Here is a 13,724-nt window from a genome sequence, read left to right as displayed (position 1 = left end):
TTGCCCGTCCAGTAGTAGATCAACAGTCCCGCCCACTCTTTGATCGCCACCGTGCTCACATTGACGTTCTGCACGGGGTTGGCGATGTCAAATCCGAACCACTGCGGGCCCGGCGTGCGATAGTCGGTCGGCCAAGGAATGACGGAAAGTCCGGCCTTCTCGAAAATGCCTACTGATCGCGGCATATGAAACGCTGAGGTAACGAGGACGATGTTTCCATCGCCACTGTCGCCGAGCAAACCCTTGGTATTTGCGACATTCTCGTCGGTATTGCGGGACGCCCCCTCGAGCACCAGCCGCTCGCGGGCAATGCCGAGCGCGAGGAAGAAACGTTCCGCGGTTGTTGCCTCAGCTTCGCCTTCATCCGTCAGGGCGCCGCTACCACCGCTGATGAAGATTTTTGCGGACGGGTAGGTCTGGGCCAACCAAAGCGTTGTCGTCAACCTGTCCCCCGCATCATTGAGTTCGGCAATCTGTCGGGCCGAACTGGGCCGCTCCAGCGTCGCGCCGCCGAGCATGATAATGGCGTCTACGGTTTGAGGTGGCGGCGCGGGAACCGCGAAACGGTCCTCGAGCGGCTGCATGACGATATATCCCAGATTAGTGAAGCTCACGGCCCCATGCACGAGAACACCGAGAAAGAGCGCGACGACCGCCAACCGTTTCTTGCCCCAGAACAACGCCACAGCCGCACCCAGCATCAGCAGTAAGACCACGCTGAGCGGTTGAGCCAACAACCAGAAGACCTTCGACGCCAGAAAGAACATACGTATTTCCCGTAAGCTGCCACGCTCGCCTTATGCCCGTATTCATCCGCAAGCCCAAGTGGGCTGGGCACTATCGCTTTTTCCCCTTGCCATCTGCCCCCCATTTGCTTTTGTTGGAGGCGGTCAAAATTGCCAGCCTCAAAAAAAGGCAATTGCCGTTCAGGAACACCCGACACCGGGTGACATGGTGAGCATGCAGGAAGCTAGGCCCGTACGGGCGGGGACATCGCCGGTTGTAGAGTTACGAGACTTGCACAAGTCTTTCGGCGCGTTGGAGGTCCTCAGAGGCATTTCCTTTTCGGCCCGCGAAGGCGAGGTCATTTCCCTGATCGGCTCGTCGGGCTCCGGCAAATCGACGCTTCTGCGCTGCATCAACATGCTCGAAGTGCCCGATGCCGGCGACGTGGTGATTGATGGCGAACCCATCAAGCTACGCGGCAAGGGGCAGGATCGCCACGTGGCCGACGAAGCCCAGATTCGCCGCATCCGCTCCGAACTCGGCATGGTGTTCCAGTCCTTCAATCTCTGGGCCCATATGACGATCCTCGAAAACGTCATGGAGGCCCCGCTTGTCGTGCAGGGGCGCCAGCGCGCCGAAGTGGAAGCAGAAGCCCGCGCCATGCTCGACAAGGTCGGCATCGGCAGCAAGACCGATGCCTATCCTTCTCAGCTTTCCGGCGGCCAGCAGCAGCGTGCCGCCATTGCGCGCGCGCTGTGCATAAATCCGCGTGTGATGCTCTTTGATGAACCGACATCGGCGCTCGATCCAGAGCTGGAAGTCGAAGTCCTGCGCGTCATCAAGGTTCTCGCCGACGAGGGCCGCTCCATGGTGCTGGTCACCCATGACATGGAGTTTGCCCGCTCGGTTTCGGACAAGGTCATTTTCCTCCATCAAGGCCTGATCGAGGAAGAAGGCACGCCCGACGAAGTGTTCGGCGCCACCAAGTCGGCCCGCCTCAAGCAGTTTCTCAACGCCGCCAGCCACAGCTAGCGGCACCCTTCAGACCCAGGCAACTGGGCGAACTCGCGACGTCCAACGCAACGGAGACTATATGAAGAAGATCATTCTGGCAGCGGTTGCCGCCCTCGCACTCGGCGGTTCGGCCATGGCGCAGGAATCCATCCGCATCGCCACCGAAGGCGCCTATGCACCGTGGAATTTCCTCGATGACAGCGGCAAGCCTGCCGGTTTCGAAATCGACCTTGGTAATGCCATCTGTGAAAAGGCCGGCCTCACCTGCGAATGGCTGATCAATGACTGGGATTCCATCATCCCGAACCTGCTCGCCGGCAACTACGACCTGATCATGGCAGGCATGTCGATCACCGACGAACGCCTCGAAACCATCGACTTCACCCAGAACTACTTCCCGCCCGATCCGTCCAAGTTCGTCGCCATGGCCGGCACCGAGATCGACTTCGCCGCTCTCTCCGGCAAGCGCGTCGGCGTACAGGGCGGCACGATCCAGGCTGCCTATGCCGAAGAGAACTTTGCTTCCGGCAACACCATCGTGACCTTCACCACCGCCGACCAGGCCATGGCTGACCTCGCCGCTGGCAACCTCGACACCATCCTCGCTGACGGCGCCTATCTTGAGCCCGTCGTGACCGCTTCGGGTGGCGCTATCGCGTTCGTCGGCGAAGACGTGCTGATCGGCAATGGCGTCGGTGGCGGTCTGCGCAAGGACGATGCCGACCTCAAGGCCAAGCTCGACGAAACCCTGACCGCCCTCAAGGCTGACGGCACCGTCGACGAGCTGATCGCCAAGTGGTTCGAAGGCCGCGGCCCCTACTTCGCCGAATAAGGCTTGATCCCGGCGAAGGGCATAGGACCGGCCGAGATTCAGCTCAGGCTGAGGCGAAAATGGCGGTTTTTGAGAACCGGAGCGGAGCGTACTTTTAGGTACGTGAGCACCGGAAGCGCAGAAAGCCGCCATTTACAGACCAGCATCAGCTGAATGTCGGCCGGTCCGCCGGCCCTTCGCTTACCTACGGAACCGGTGCCAGCCACATGACCGACGACATCGCCTATTGGTTCAGCTACCTGACCAACGGCAAGCATCTGACCTGGTATGCCAGCTTCCAGTTCACCGTTCTCGCTGCTTTGATGGGTGGCACCCTGGCCGTTTTCTTCGGCCTTCTCGGCGCGACCTTGAAGAACTCGCGCTTCCTCCCCCTGCGCATCATCGGCACGATCTATTCCTCGATCGTCCGCGGCGTGCCGGACGTGCTGTTCTTCCTCTTCTTCCCGCTCGCGTTCGAGCAAGGCGTTGAATGGCTGATCGCCAGCCAGATTTGTACGCCCGAAGCCATCGCCGCCCAGACCGCCGCTTGGCCGCCGTGCAAGGAGGCCAACTGGTTCCTCGGCACCACGGAATATCTGCTGCTCGCCAGCGTCTCGCTCGGCCTCGTCTATGGCGCCTTCGCCACCAATGTCATCCACGGCGCCCTGCGTTCCGTCCCAGCCGGCCAGCTTGAAGCCGCCCGCGCCTTCGGCATGTCGCCGGGCCAGGTGCTCTGGCGCATCCAGATCCGCCAGATGTGGGTTTATGCCCTGCCCGGCCTCTCCAATGTCTGGATGCTGATCGTCAAGGCGACCTCGCTGCTCTCGCTGCTGCAGATCGCCGACATCGTGCTCTGGGCCGATCGTCTCGGCGCGCCGAACTTCCTGCCCGCCGTGGGCCTCGTGCACGAGGACTGGCGCTGGCGCTACTATCTCGTGCTCTTCGTCTTTTACATCCTCGTCACCTGGCTCTCCGAGCGCGCCTTCGAGGCAATCATGCGCCGGGCCGGTAAGGGCATTCTGAGCGAGGCACGCGTCTGATGCAGGCTTTCCTCAACGATCTCGCTCTGATGTCGCAGGCAGTGGTGTTCAACATCTACTTTGCCGCCGCATCCATCCCCGTCGGTTTCGTGCTGGCCGTCTTCCTCGCCTTGGGCAAAGCCTCGCCCAATGTGCTCATCAACCGCCTCTCGCGCGGCTATATTTATGCCTTCCGCGGCTCGCCGCTCTTCATCCAGTTCTTCATGTTCTATTCCCTGGCCCTGTCGCTCAATCTCGCGGTGTGGAAGCCTCTGGGAATATCGGGGTTCGTGCTGCACCCGCTCTTCATCGGCCCATTGGTGCTGGTGCTGAACACAGCCGCCTATACCGGCGAAATTTTCTATGGCGCCCTGCGCGCCGTGCCGCGCGGCGAAGTTGAGGCCGCACGCGCCTATGGCATGTCCCGCAACCAGCAGTTCCGCCGCGTCGTCTGGCCCAATCTCATCCGCCTCGCCTGGCCGGCCTACACCAACGAAGTGGTGTTCCTCTTCCACGCCACCGCCATCGTCTACTTCGCCTTGCCCGTCGTCGGCGCGCAGGCCGACCTGATGATCACGGCGAAAACCCTCTTCGAACGCGACTACAACGCCTTCCTCCACTTCTCGGTGGCGGCGCTCTATTTCCTCGCAGTGTCGCTGGTGGTTTTCTTCCTCTTCGGCCTCGTCTATCAGCGCCTCATGCGCCACATGCCGGCACCGCCGCGCATGCGCTTCCGGCCAAAATGGATGCGCTGACAAGGAGCGACAATGAAGATCATCGCCGACCTTTGCATCGTCCCTATGGGCGTGGGACCATCGGTCTCCGCCTATATCAGGGAAGTCCGCGACATCCTCGCCGGCACCGGCCTCACCCATGAGATGCACGCCAACGGCACCAATATCGAAGGCGAAATGAGCGACGTCAGCGCCGCCGTCGAAGCCTGCTGCCAGCGTCTCCACGAACTTGGCGTCGAGCGCATTTTCTGCACTATGCATTTTTCGACCCGCACCGACAAACCCCAGACCATGGCCGACAAGCTCGCCCGTCTCGCCTGAAGTAGCAGCCCATGACCTTTACCCAGCACCACCTCGACCTCCCCGGCGACGCCCCCGGCCAGACAACACGGCTCCATTGGTACACCGTCGGTCCGGAAACCGCCGAAACCAAGGTGCACCTGCAGGCTGCGCTCCATGCCGACGAGCAGCCCGGCACGATGGCCATCCATCATCTGCTGCCCATGCTCCGCGAGGCCGATGCCGCCGGGAAACTCCGCGCCCGCTTCGTGCTCTTCCCCTCGGTCAATCCGCTCGGTCTCGCCACCCGCGTACTGCGCCGCCATATCGGCCGCTACGACCTCGAAACCGGCGTCAACTTCAACCGCCGCTGGCCCGACCTTTACCCCATCATCGCCGAAAGCGTCGGGGGTAAGCTCGGCGCCGACGCCAAGGCCAATGTCGCCATCATCCGGGCCGCGGTCGGCGCATGGATCGATGGGCAAAACCCGGTTACCGCCGGACAGAAGCTGCGCCTCCACATCCTCAAATCCGCGCATGATGCCGATATCGTCCTCGACCTTCATTGCGACGACGAAAGCCTCATGCACATCTTCACCTCGCCCGACCTGATGCCGGGCCTGCAGGATCTGGCCGACCGCATGGGCGTCGCCGCAACTCTCACGGCCGAAGACAGCGGCGGCGGCTCGTTCGACGAAGTTCTGCCCAATCTCTTCCGCAAGGCCCAGCGCGCCAATCCCGGCGCCGCCATTCCCATGGCCTGCGAAGCCGCCACGCTCGAATATCGCGGCCAGGCCGACACTCACGACGCCTTTGGCAAACTAGACGCACAGGGCCTCTTCGATTTCTTCGCTGGTCGCGGCCTCATCGACCTGCCGGCCTCGGCGCCGGTCACCCCGGTTCCCGGCCCTACTCCCTTCGAAGCAACCGAAGTGCTGCGCACTTCCAAGCCTGGCCTCCTCGCCTATCGCGTCGAGCTCGGCCAGCAGGTTCAGGCCGGCGATGTCATCGCCGACCTCATCGCCATGGATGGTCCGGACGCCTTCATCGCCCGCACGCCCATTCGCGCCGGCACCAGCGGCTTCATCCTCTCGCGCGCGTCGGCGAAATTCGCCGTCGCCGGTTCGGCCGTCGCCAAGATTGTGGGCAAGGAAATTCTGCCCAGCCGCGCCGGTGGCTATTTGCTCGAAGATTGATCTGAACTGATGCGGGCCATCGCGGCCCGCATCCTATCGGCATCGAGCGGTTTGGCGATCACGCCGTCGGCTCCTGCTTCGAGCGCCTTGCGGCGCTCTCCCAGCATGCAGATCATCATCACGGGAATGCTGCTTGTCTCGGGATCTGACTTGAGTGCGGCCAGCAGGTCCCAGCCATCAAATCCCGGCATCAGCACATCGAGAAAAATGGCGGCTGGCCGCAGCGACCGGGCGATCTGCAAGGTAGACTGCGGCGCGCCGGTCAGCACCGGCACATGGCCATCCCCAATCAATAGCCGCTCGGCAACATCGAGGACGTTCTGGTCGTCATTGACGACCAGAACACGTTTGGGCTCCGCCCTTTCGGGCACCGGGGTCGGGATAGTTTCGGCGGGCCTCCACGCGGCAACAGCCTGCCGCATCGTCGCTAGAACGCTCATTCCACCCCCATACCGAATTTCGAGGTGAGTGTGGTCATGCCCCATTCACGAGAGATGAAGCAGATTGTTACAATCCAACCGTTCCATGCTCGAGAGCGGTCATTACCCCCCGCAATTCAGCAAGACCCTTCATGCGGCCGATGGTTGGATAGCCCGGCTGGGCCCGGCGACCGAGATCGTCGAGAATATCCTGGCCATGGTCGGGACGCATGGGAATGACACAATCCTTGCGACCCTCGGCCTTGCGCCGGCGCTCCTCACGGATGATGGCAGCGATCAGGGCCACCATGTCGGTGTCGCCCGCTAGGTGCTCGGCCTCGTAAAACGAGCCAACGATGTCATCATTGTCGCGCTTTACATTGCGCAGGTGCAGGAAGTGCACCTTGGGCCCAAAGCGTTCCATCATGCCCGGCAGGTCGTTGTCCGGCCGCGCGCCGAGCGAACCAGAGCACAGCGTCATGCCATTGTTCGGGCTGTCCACGGCATCGAGGATGAACTTGTAGTCCTCCTCGGTCGACATGACGCGCGGCAGGCCGAGCAATGCGAACGGAGGATCATCCGGATGGCAGCAGAAGCGGAGGCCCAGCTTTTCGGCCTCAGGCACGACCTCTTCAAGGAACTGCACGAAGTGCTTCCGCAATTGGTCACGGCTGATAGCGCCGTATTCGTCGAGATGCGCCTGCACATCTTCGAGCGACATGGATTCCGTCGAGCCGGGCAGACCCATGGTCACGTTGCGGCCGAGCGTCTTCTTCTCGTCCTCGCTCATCGCGGCGACGCGACGCCCCGCCTCGTCGGCAATGGCATTGGTGTAGTCGGCAGCAGCGCCCGGACGCTTCAGGATATAGATATCGAAAGCCGCGAAATCGTTGATATCGAAGCGCATGCACGACCCGCCATTGGGCACGGTCCAGCGCAGATCGGTCCGCGTCCAGTCGAGCACCGGCATGAAATTGTAGCAGATCACTTCCATGCCGCTCTCGGCGAGGTTGCGCATGGAAATCTTGTAATTGGCAATATGCTCGCGCCAATTGCCCTTCTGCTTCTTGATGTCCTCGCTGACCGGCAGGCTCTCGACCACGTCCCAGGTCAGACCCGAAGCCGTGCCGTCCTTGCGGGTCGCGATTTCCTTGTAACGCTTGGCGATCTCTTCTGGCGTCCACACGACGCCATTAGGCACATGATGCAGCGCGCTCACGACGCCGACGGCACCGACCTGCGTAATATCATCGATGCTGCAAAGGTCCTTGGGGCCGAACCACCGCCAGGTCTGTCGCACAGTCAGAACTCCATTCTTGTATGGTAGAAACGCCCTAGCACAAAGTTCATGGCGCCCCTAGTCGTTCGCGAGCTTTATGAGGGTTTCCACATGGCAAGGCGTACCCTCCCGGCACCAGCAGGCAAGGTTCTTGCCGCCAAGCTCGGCGCGTATCTTGTCAATCGATGGCCGGATCCGGTCGGCTTCGACCTCGCCGCGCATCCAGCGCGCATGCCGCGCGACCGCTTCCGCCTGAGCCGCAGCTCGATCAAGGCCCGACTCCGCGGCCACGGCATCGATGCTGAACGGATTGCCCCAAGGCCCGGGGCGCGCGACAGACTGCGCCGGCAGCCCATTGATCGACCTGGAAATGGCCTGCAGATCGAATCCCGCACGGCGCGACAGGACGATCCGGGTCGGTCTCATTTCCGCATCTCGCGGTCGAAGACGAATTTCGGCATTTCCCACTTGAGCAGGATGGAGAGCACGCGCAGGGGTAGGCCGACGCCCAGCGCCACCAACAGCACCAGATCCGCCTGCAGCCCCGCCATAATGCCGAGATAGTAGACCACGCCCGTCACGATCGAGACAGTGGCAGAAAGCTCGCCCCGAAAGACCAGAGGCACATCGTTGCACAGCACGTCGCGCATGATGCCACCCACAATCCCTGTCACCATGCCCGCCACGATGACGATGATCGGATGCTCCTGCGTTTCCATGGCGATATTGCAGCCAATGATGGTGAAGACCACGAGCCCCAGCGCATCGAGCAGCAGGAAGGGCCAGCGCAGCCGGTGCACCAATGGCGCCAGCGCAATCGTCAGCAGGGCCGCACAGCAGCACAGCACCAGAATGTAGGGGTTGTGCACCCAGTAGAGCGGATAGTGGTCCAGAAACACATCGCGCGCCGTGCCTCCGCCGAGTGCGGTGATGCAGGCGATCAGGCAAACACCGAACCAATCCATGTTGCGGCGCCCCGCCGCGAGGGCTGCCGACATGGCGTCGGCTGTGATCGCGACATAGAACATCATGGTGAGCATGGAAGAATCCTGGCGGCTGGTCGAAACCGGGTTGTCGCCGCCACGTTACAGAAGCACCACTGGCCGTCCAGACCCGAGAAGGATTTGTCCCATGCGCCAGCCGAAAACCGTCCGCGCCCTCGAAGCCTTCGGCCGCGTCCGCCTTTCCGAAAACTTCTTCATGCGCGATTTTCTGTATTCCGAAATCGCCGTCATCAACGGCTTCCAGAACCTTCCTGATGATCCCGATCTCGCCATCGCCGCCGGCAAGCGGCTCTGCGAAGAGCTGCTCGAACCACTGCAACAAAAGTTCGGCCGCCTCTCGGTCCGCTCGTCCTATCGTTCGCCCGAGGTCAATCATTTCGGCAACGTCAACAAGCTCAATTGCGGCAGCAATGCCAGCAACTTTGCCGGCCACATCTGGGATCGCCGCGACGCCAAGGGTCGCATGGGCGCGACCGCCTGCGTCATCGTCAACCGCTTCATCCCCTACTATGAGCGAACCGGCGACTGGGAAGCCATAGCCTGGTGGGTGCACGATCACTTGCCCTATTCCGATATGGAATTTTTCCCGAAATTCGCGGCCTTCAACCTGCAATGGCGCGAAGAACCCATCCGCGCCATCTACAGCTTCATCCCACCCCGCCGCGGCCGCCTCACCGAACCCGGCAAACCCAACTGGGCCGGCCGGCACGATGAGGCTTATGCAGCGATGCTGGAGGAGATCGGCTAGAGGAAATCTGCCCGGTGCGGCGTGAACACGTCGACCAAACGGCCCTTTTCCAGCGCCACGACGCCGTGCACGAGACCCGATGGCACGATAAAGCTGCCGCCCTGCCCCACAACCTGCGTCTTGCCGTCGATGGTCACTTCAAAGCTGCCCTCGGCGACATAGCTCACCTGGATGTGAGGATGGCTGTGCAGCGCGCCGACGGCGCCCTTCTCGAAGCCGAACTCTACCTGCATCATCTCGGGCGTATGGATCAACACCCGGCGTGTATTGCCCGGCGCCAGTTCGGTCCATTCAGTTTCGTTGGGTTGGGCGAAAAATTTCTGTTCAGTCATGAAATCACCTTGCGAGCCAGCCGCCATCGACGGGGATGACGGCGCCATGCATGTAGTTGGAAGCAGGAGCGAGGAGGAACACGGCCGCATCGCCAATGTCGGAGGGAACGCCCCAGCGTCCCGCCGGAATACGCCCAAGAATGGACGCCGACCGGTCAGGATCGTTGCGCAGCGCCTCGGTATTGTTGGTCTCGATATATCCGGGCGCCACAGCATTCACATTGATGCCCTTGGCCGCCCATTCATTGGCGAGAAGACGGGTAATGCCGAGCACACCGCTCTTGGAAGCCGTATAGCTCGCCACCCGAATGCCGCCCTGAAAACTCAGCATCGAGGCAATGTTAACGATCCGCGCCGGCCTATTGGCCCCGATGGCCTTGCGGCCCAGCGATTGGGCGAGGAAGAACATCGTCTTGAGATTGATGTCCATCACCTGATCCCAATCGGCCTCGGTGAAATCCACCGCATCGACCCGCTTGATGATCCCGGCATTGTTGACGAGGCCATCAATCGTGCCGTGCTGGTCCCACGCCTCGTCGAACATGGCTTGCGCTTCCTTGGTCGAGCCAAGATCGGCCCGCACCTCGGCAAAATCAGCGCCCTGCCCCGCCATCAGCGAGGCAGTCTCTTCCATGGACGAACGACCCACCCCGATCACCCGCCCACCGGCCCGGCCGATGGACATGGCAATGCCCTGCCCGATGCCGGTATTGGCGCCGGTGACCATGATGGTCTTGCCTGAAAGGCTGAATGCGCCGAGATCCATCAGCGCAACTCTTCCATCGGCACCTTCTCGGCGTCCGTATAGTCGATGTTGTCTCCGGCCATCGCCCAGATGAAGGTATAGGCGCCAGTCCCTGCACCACAATGAATCGACCACGGCGGCGATAGAATTGCCTCCTCGTTGCGCACGATCATGTGCCGCGTTTCGTCCGGTTCACCCATCAGGTGCACGACGAAAGCGTCGGGCTTGAGGTCAAAATAGAGGTAGGCTTCCATGCGCCGGTCGTGAACGTGAGCAGGCATGGTGTTCCAGACCGAACCCGGCGCGAACTGGGTCAGGCCAACCACCAACTGACAGCTCTTGAGGCTGTTCGTGTACTGAAAGATCGAGCGTTCGTTTGCAGTTTCCGCGCTGCCCAAATCGAGCCGCTTGGCACCCGACTGCTGCAGAAGCGTCGTCGGATGTGAGGCATGGGCCGGGGCACTGAGGAGATAGTACTTTGCGCCGGCGCCGCCAAAGCGCACGTCCTTCGACCCCATGCCGACATAGAGCATGTCGCGAGACCCGACCGCATGGGCGACACCGTCCACGGTGATCGTCCCGGCTTCGCCGATATTGACGGCAATCAGCTCGCGACGATCGAGGAAGTTCGCCGTGCCCGTCGGCTTGATCGTCTCAAGCGCCAGTTCGCCCGAAGTCGGCACCGCGCCGCCAACTGCCATGCGGTCATAATGCGTATAGATCCAGCGCACCGCGCCATCGGCAAAGAGATCGTCGATGAGAAAGTTCTCGCGCAACTCACCTGTACCCATGCCGGCAGCCCCGGCGGGATCGATGGCGAAACGGATGTCGAATTCGGTGCTCATGGCTACTCCGGAAAAACTGGAAATTCAGTGCTCGCTGCCCTGCTCGGCCAGGCGCGCACGGTAGCGATCCTGGCTGCGGGAAAGATGATCGCGCATGGCTTCGCGCGCGCCGTCGGCATTCTGGGCCGAGATCGCGAGCAGAATGCGCTTGTGCTCTTCATGGAGACCCACCTGATAGTCATAGGTGAGCACGCTCTCCGTGCCCCACGGCGAGGCGACATCGCAGGGGATGGTCCGGCTACCCAGGGCGTCAAGCACTTCGATATAGAAGGGATTATTGGTGGCTGCCGCGATGGCGCGGTGAAACGAAAAGTCGGTCTTGCCGGTCGGATTGCCCGACTTCAGCAGCCGCCCAAACTCGTTCCACGCTTCCTGGATTGCCGCTTCCTGGCTATTGCTGCGCCGTAGCGCCGCGAGGCCGGCCGACTCGATCTCGATGCCCATGCGCACCTCAAGCACGTTGAGGGCCACCGAGATCTTGTTGGACGTCTCCCCGCCGATCGAGGTGAAGGCGCTGGCCGCACTGGCCATCACGAACACCCCTGCCCCCTGCCGCGGCTGCACCGTGCCATCGGCGGCGAGCGCGGCAATCGCCTCGCGCACCACGGTCCGGCTGACGCCAAAATGCACGGTGAGCTGGCTCTCCGTGGGGAGTTTCTGACCCGGCCCGAACTCGCCGGAGCCGATGCGCTTACGCAGCGTATCGACCACCATTTCGGCGAGTTTGGGCTTTCGGGTCGGCGGAGTGAAATCGGCGAGAGACATGGCGTTTTACCGGAACAGGCTCGGCAACCAAAGCGAGAGCGCTGGGATATAAGTGACAAGACCAAGGACGACGAGGCCGGCGGTATAGAAAGGCCAGACGCTTTTCATCGCCTCCCACACCGTAATCTTACCCACGGCCGCAGCAACGAATTGCACGGGTCCTAACGGCGGCGTGTTGAGCCCGATGCCCAGATTGAGGATCATGATCACCCCGAAGTGGACCGGGTCGACGCCAAAGGCGGTGACCATGGGCAGGAAGATGGGCGTGGTGATGACGATCAGCGGCCCCATATCCATGAACGTGCCAAGCAACAGCAGCAGCACGTTGATCAGCAGCAGCACCATCAGCGGATCGGTGGTGAGATGGGTGATCGCATCGGTGAGGATCGGCGCAACCTTGAGATAGGCCATCAGCCAGCCGAAAGAAGCCGCAGCGCCGATAATGAACAGCACCATCGACGTGGTCCGCACCGCGCCAGTGACGCAATGGACGAATTCCTTGAAGCTCAGCGAGCGGTAGATCAAGAGGGTCACGAGCAGCGCATAAAGCACCGCGATGCATGAGCTTTCCGTGGCCGTGAAGATGCCCGAGCGCACACCGCCGAAGATGATGACGATCAGCATCAGGCCGGGAATGGAGATCAGGAAATATTGGAAAGCCTTTGAAAAGCCCGGAAACGGTTCAGTGGGATAGCCGCGCTTCACCGCAACGATATACGCCGTGATGCTCAGCGCCAGAGCCAGCAGCAGGCCAGGAATGATGCCGGCGGTAAAGAGATCGGCGATGGAAATACGCCCGCCGCCCGAGAGTGAATAGATGATCATGTTGTGGCTGGGCGGCAGCAACAGCGCGATCAGCGCCGCCATCGAAGTCACGTTCACCGCATAATCGGCACCGTAGCCGCGTGCCTTCATCTGCGGGATCATGATGCCGCCGACAGCCGCAGCCTCAGCCACGGCAGAGCCCGAAATGCCGCCGAAGAGCGTCGAGGCGGCCACATTGACCTGGCCCAGACCGCCGCGAACATGGCCGATCAGCGAACCCGCAAACTGGATGATACGCGCAGCGATACCGCCACGCATCATCAGGTCGCCGGCAAAAATGAAGAAGGGAATGGCCAGCAGCGTAAAGGCGGAAACTCCGGAATTGAGCTGCTGAAACACCACGATGGCCGGGCGACCGATATAGACCACAGTCGCGAAGCTGGCGATGCCGAGGCAGAAGGCGATGGGCGTCCCCACCAGCATGAGCGCCGTGAAGACGCCGAATAGAATCCAGTATTCCATATTGTCCTCAGTCCGCCGTCATCGCGGCATCGGTCTCGACGTCATCCACGTTCTCGCCCGCGAGGCGCAGCAGAATGCGCTCCAGCGAGAACAGGCACATCAGGACGCCGGAGATCACGATCGGCAGATAGGTGAAGGTTTGCGGCAGGCCGACGACGGGAATGCGCACACCCCAGCCGCGCATGGCCAATTCGCCGCCATAAAAGACCATGCCAGCGGCAAAGGCGAAAATGGACAGGTCACTGATCGCCCGCAGCCACGGCTTGGCGCTTGGCGGCAGGAAATACAGCAGCACGTCAAAGCCCATGTGGAAATTTTCCCGCACGCCGACGGCGGCGCCGAGGAAAATGAACCAGCTCATGATCATGATCGACGCCGCTTCAGTCCAGGGCGGCGAGGAATTGACGATGAAGCGCATATAGATCTGGTAGGCGACGATCACCGTCATCGCCACGAGTCCAAAGCCGGCAATCCAGAGCGAGCCAGTCGAGAGCGTGCGTGTGAAGGCGCCCATCTTAAGA

At 61.7% G+C, this 13,724-nt stretch carries 18 protein-coding genes; 7 read left to right on the top strand and 11 right to left on the bottom strand.

Annotated elements, in window-relative coordinates; genetic code table 11:
- Positions 1-767: YdcF family protein (locus ABW043_RS20240; RefSeq protein WP_353922998.1), on the bottom strand; the 767-nt coding region annotated here is incomplete at its 3' end.
- A gap of 193 nt (positions 768-960) precedes the next feature.
- Here ABW043_RS20240 and ABW043_RS20235 point away from each other — a divergent pair.
- The 6 genes from ABW043_RS20235 to ABW043_RS20210 all read left to right on the top strand — a co-directional run bounded on the left by ABW043_RS20235 (position 961) and on the right by ABW043_RS20210 (position 5,779).
- Entirely contained in the window at positions 961-1,758 is a 798-nt protein-coding gene (locus ABW043_RS20235) for an ABC transporter ATP-binding protein (RefSeq protein WP_449395024.1), read from the top strand.
- A 61-nt stretch (positions 1,759-1,819) separates the two neighbouring features.
- Complete coding sequence (locus ABW043_RS20230; protein WP_353922996.1) at positions 1,820-2,572, top strand: transporter substrate-binding domain-containing protein; 753 nt, start codon at positions 1,820-1,822, stop codon at positions 2,570-2,572.
- Between the two features lie 206 nt (positions 2,573-2,778).
- Positions 2,779-3,591, top strand: a complete 813-nt coding sequence (locus ABW043_RS20225; protein WP_353922995.1) for an ABC transporter permease subunit — start codon at positions 2,779-2,781, stop codon at positions 3,589-3,591.
- Positions 3,591-4,325 carry an ABC transporter permease gene (locus tag ABW043_RS20220; RefSeq protein WP_353922994.1) on the top strand — a complete coding sequence of 245 codons (735 nt, stop codon included), beginning with the start codon at positions 3,591-3,593 and terminating at the stop codon, positions 4,323-4,325. The genes ABW043_RS20225 and ABW043_RS20220 overlap by 1 nt, the downstream gene beginning before the upstream one ends.
- Before the next feature lie 12 nt (positions 4,326-4,337).
- Complete coding sequence (locus ABW043_RS20215; RefSeq protein ID WP_353922993.1) at positions 4,338-4,625, top strand: MTH1187 family thiamine-binding protein; 288 nt, start codon at positions 4,338-4,340, stop codon at positions 4,623-4,625.
- Between the two features lie 11 nt (positions 4,626-4,636).
- Positions 4,637-5,779: a succinylglutamate desuccinylase/aspartoacylase family protein gene (locus ABW043_RS20210; RefSeq protein ID WP_353922992.1), complete on the top strand. Its 1,143-nt coding sequence runs from the start codon at positions 4,637-4,639 to the stop codon at positions 5,777-5,779.
- Here ABW043_RS20210 and ABW043_RS20205 read toward each other — a convergent pair.
- From ABW043_RS20205 to ABW043_RS20190, 4 genes are all read right to left on the bottom strand, one after another.
- Positions 5,761-6,219 carry a response regulator gene (locus ABW043_RS20205; protein ID WP_353922991.1) on the bottom strand — a complete coding sequence of 153 codons (459 nt, stop codon included), beginning with the start codon at positions 6,217-6,219 and terminating at the stop codon, positions 5,761-5,763. The two genes, ABW043_RS20210 and ABW043_RS20205, sit on opposite strands and share 19 nt — an antisense overlap.
- 67 nt (positions 6,220-6,286) lie before the next feature.
- Positions 6,287-7,498: a mannonate dehydratase gene (gene uxuA, locus ABW043_RS20200; protein ID WP_353922990.1), complete on the bottom strand. Its 1,212-nt coding sequence runs from the start codon at positions 7,496-7,498 to the stop codon at positions 6,287-6,289.
- A 57-nt stretch (positions 7,499-7,555) separates the two neighbouring features.
- A complete protein-coding gene (locus ABW043_RS20195) occupies positions 7,556-7,903 on the bottom strand; it encodes a DUF4326 domain-containing protein (RefSeq protein ID WP_353922989.1) in 348 nt (115 codons plus the stop codon).
- Complete coding sequence (locus tag ABW043_RS20190) at positions 7,900-8,517, bottom strand: trimeric intracellular cation channel family protein (protein ID WP_353922988.1); 618 nt, start codon at positions 8,515-8,517, stop codon at positions 7,900-7,902. The genes ABW043_RS20195 and ABW043_RS20190 overlap by 4 nt, the downstream gene beginning before the upstream one ends.
- A 91-nt stretch (positions 8,518-8,608) precedes the next feature.
- On the opposite strand from ABW043_RS20190, the gene ABW043_RS20185 reads away from it, so the two are divergent.
- Positions 8,609-9,229: a hypothetical protein gene (locus ABW043_RS20185; RefSeq protein ID WP_353922987.1), complete on the top strand. Its 621-nt coding sequence runs from the start codon at positions 8,609-8,611 to the stop codon at positions 9,227-9,229.
- Here ABW043_RS20185 and ABW043_RS20180 read toward each other — a convergent pair.
- The 6 genes from ABW043_RS20180 to ABW043_RS20155 are packed head-to-tail and all read right to left on the bottom strand — an operon-like array spanning position 9,226 to position 13,717.
- Positions 9,226-9,561, bottom strand: a complete 336-nt coding sequence (locus ABW043_RS20180; RefSeq protein WP_353922986.1) for a cupin domain-containing protein — start codon at positions 9,559-9,561, stop codon at positions 9,226-9,228. The genes ABW043_RS20185 and ABW043_RS20180 overlap by 4 nt on opposite strands.
- A gap of 4 nt (positions 9,562-9,565) precedes the next feature.
- On the bottom strand, positions 9,566-10,327 hold the full coding sequence (gene kduD, locus ABW043_RS20175) for a 2-dehydro-3-deoxy-D-gluconate 5-dehydrogenase KduD (RefSeq protein ID WP_353922985.1): 762 nt from the start codon (positions 10,325-10,327) through the stop codon (positions 9,566-9,568).
- Complete coding sequence (gene kduI / locus ABW043_RS20170) at positions 10,327-11,151, bottom strand: 5-dehydro-4-deoxy-D-glucuronate isomerase (RefSeq protein ID WP_353922984.1); 825 nt, start codon at positions 11,149-11,151, stop codon at positions 10,327-10,329. The genes kduD and kduI overlap by 1 nt, the downstream gene beginning before the upstream one ends.
- A 24-nt stretch (positions 11,152-11,175) precedes the next feature.
- Positions 11,176-11,916, bottom strand: coding sequence for a FadR/GntR family transcriptional regulator (locus ABW043_RS20165; RefSeq protein ID WP_353922983.1), 741 nt, complete (start codon positions 11,914-11,916; stop codon positions 11,176-11,178).
- 6 nt (positions 11,917-11,922) lie between these two features.
- Complete coding sequence (locus tag ABW043_RS20160) at positions 11,923-13,203, bottom strand: TRAP transporter large permease (protein WP_353922982.1); 1,281 nt, start codon at positions 13,201-13,203, stop codon at positions 11,923-11,925.
- 7 nt (positions 13,204-13,210) lie between these two features.
- Positions 13,211-13,717 (bottom strand): TRAP transporter small permease, encoded by a 507-nt coding sequence (locus ABW043_RS20155; protein WP_353922999.1) that lies wholly within the window; start codon positions 13,715-13,717, stop codon positions 13,211-13,213.
- Positions 13,718-13,724 lie beyond the last annotated feature (7 nt).

The sequence above is a fragment of the Devosia sp. genome, assembly GCF_040509215.1.
Taxonomy (GTDB): Bacteria; Pseudomonadota; Alphaproteobacteria; order Rhizobiales; family Devosiaceae; genus Devosia.
Note: the sequence above shows the minus strand (reverse complement) of the source record. Positions and strands in the feature narration are given on the sequence as shown.

Coding starts and splice junctions, on each gene's coding strand:
- ABW043_RS20235 (WP_449395024.1), top strand. CDS start 961: ATGCAGGAAGCTAGGCCCGTACGGGCGGGGACATCGCCGGTTGTAGAG.
- ABW043_RS20230 (WP_353922996.1), top strand. CDS start 1,820: ATGAAGAAGATCATTCTGGCAGCGGTTGCCGCCCTCGCACTCGGCGGT.
- ABW043_RS20225 (WP_353922995.1), top strand. CDS start 2,779: ATGACCGACGACATCGCCTATTGGTTCAGCTACCTGACCAACGGCAAG.
- ABW043_RS20220 (WP_353922994.1), top strand. CDS start 3,591: ATGCAGGCTTTCCTCAACGATCTCGCTCTGATGTCGCAGGCAGTGGTG.
- ABW043_RS20215 (WP_353922993.1), top strand. CDS start 4,338: ATGAAGATCATCGCCGACCTTTGCATCGTCCCTATGGGCGTGGGACCA.
- ABW043_RS20210 (WP_353922992.1), top strand. CDS start 4,637: ATGACCTTTACCCAGCACCACCTCGACCTCCCCGGCGACGCCCCCGGC.
- ABW043_RS20205 (WP_353922991.1), bottom strand. CDS start 6,219: ATGAGCGTTCTAGCGACGATGCGGCAGGCTGTTGCCGCGTGGAGGCCC.
- ABW043_RS20195 (WP_353922989.1), bottom strand. CDS start 7,903: ATGAGACCGACCCGGATCGTCCTGTCGCGCCGTGCGGGATTCGATCTG.
- ABW043_RS20190 (WP_353922988.1), bottom strand. CDS start 8,517: ATGCTCACCATGATGTTCTATGTCGCGATCACAGCCGACGCCATGTCG.
- ABW043_RS20185 (WP_353922987.1), top strand. CDS start 8,609: ATGCGCCAGCCGAAAACCGTCCGCGCCCTCGAAGCCTTCGGCCGCGTC.
- ABW043_RS20180 (WP_353922986.1), bottom strand. CDS start 9,561: ATGACTGAACAGAAATTTTTCGCCCAACCCAACGAAACTGAATGGACC.
- kduD (WP_353922985.1), bottom strand. CDS start 10,327: ATGGATCTCGGCGCATTCAGCCTTTCAGGCAAGACCATCATGGTCACC.
- kduI (WP_353922984.1), bottom strand. CDS start 11,151: ATGAGCACCGAATTCGACATCCGTTTCGCCATCGATCCCGCCGGGGCT.
- ABW043_RS20165 (WP_353922983.1), bottom strand. CDS start 11,916: ATGTCTCTCGCCGATTTCACTCCGCCGACCCGAAAGCCCAAACTCGCC.
- ABW043_RS20160 (WP_353922982.1), bottom strand. CDS start 13,203: ATGGAATACTGGATTCTATTCGGCGTCTTCACGGCGCTCATGCTGGTG.
- ABW043_RS20155 (WP_353922999.1), bottom strand. CDS start 13,717: ATGGGCGCCTTCACACGCACGCTCTCGACTGGCTCGCTCTGGATTGCC.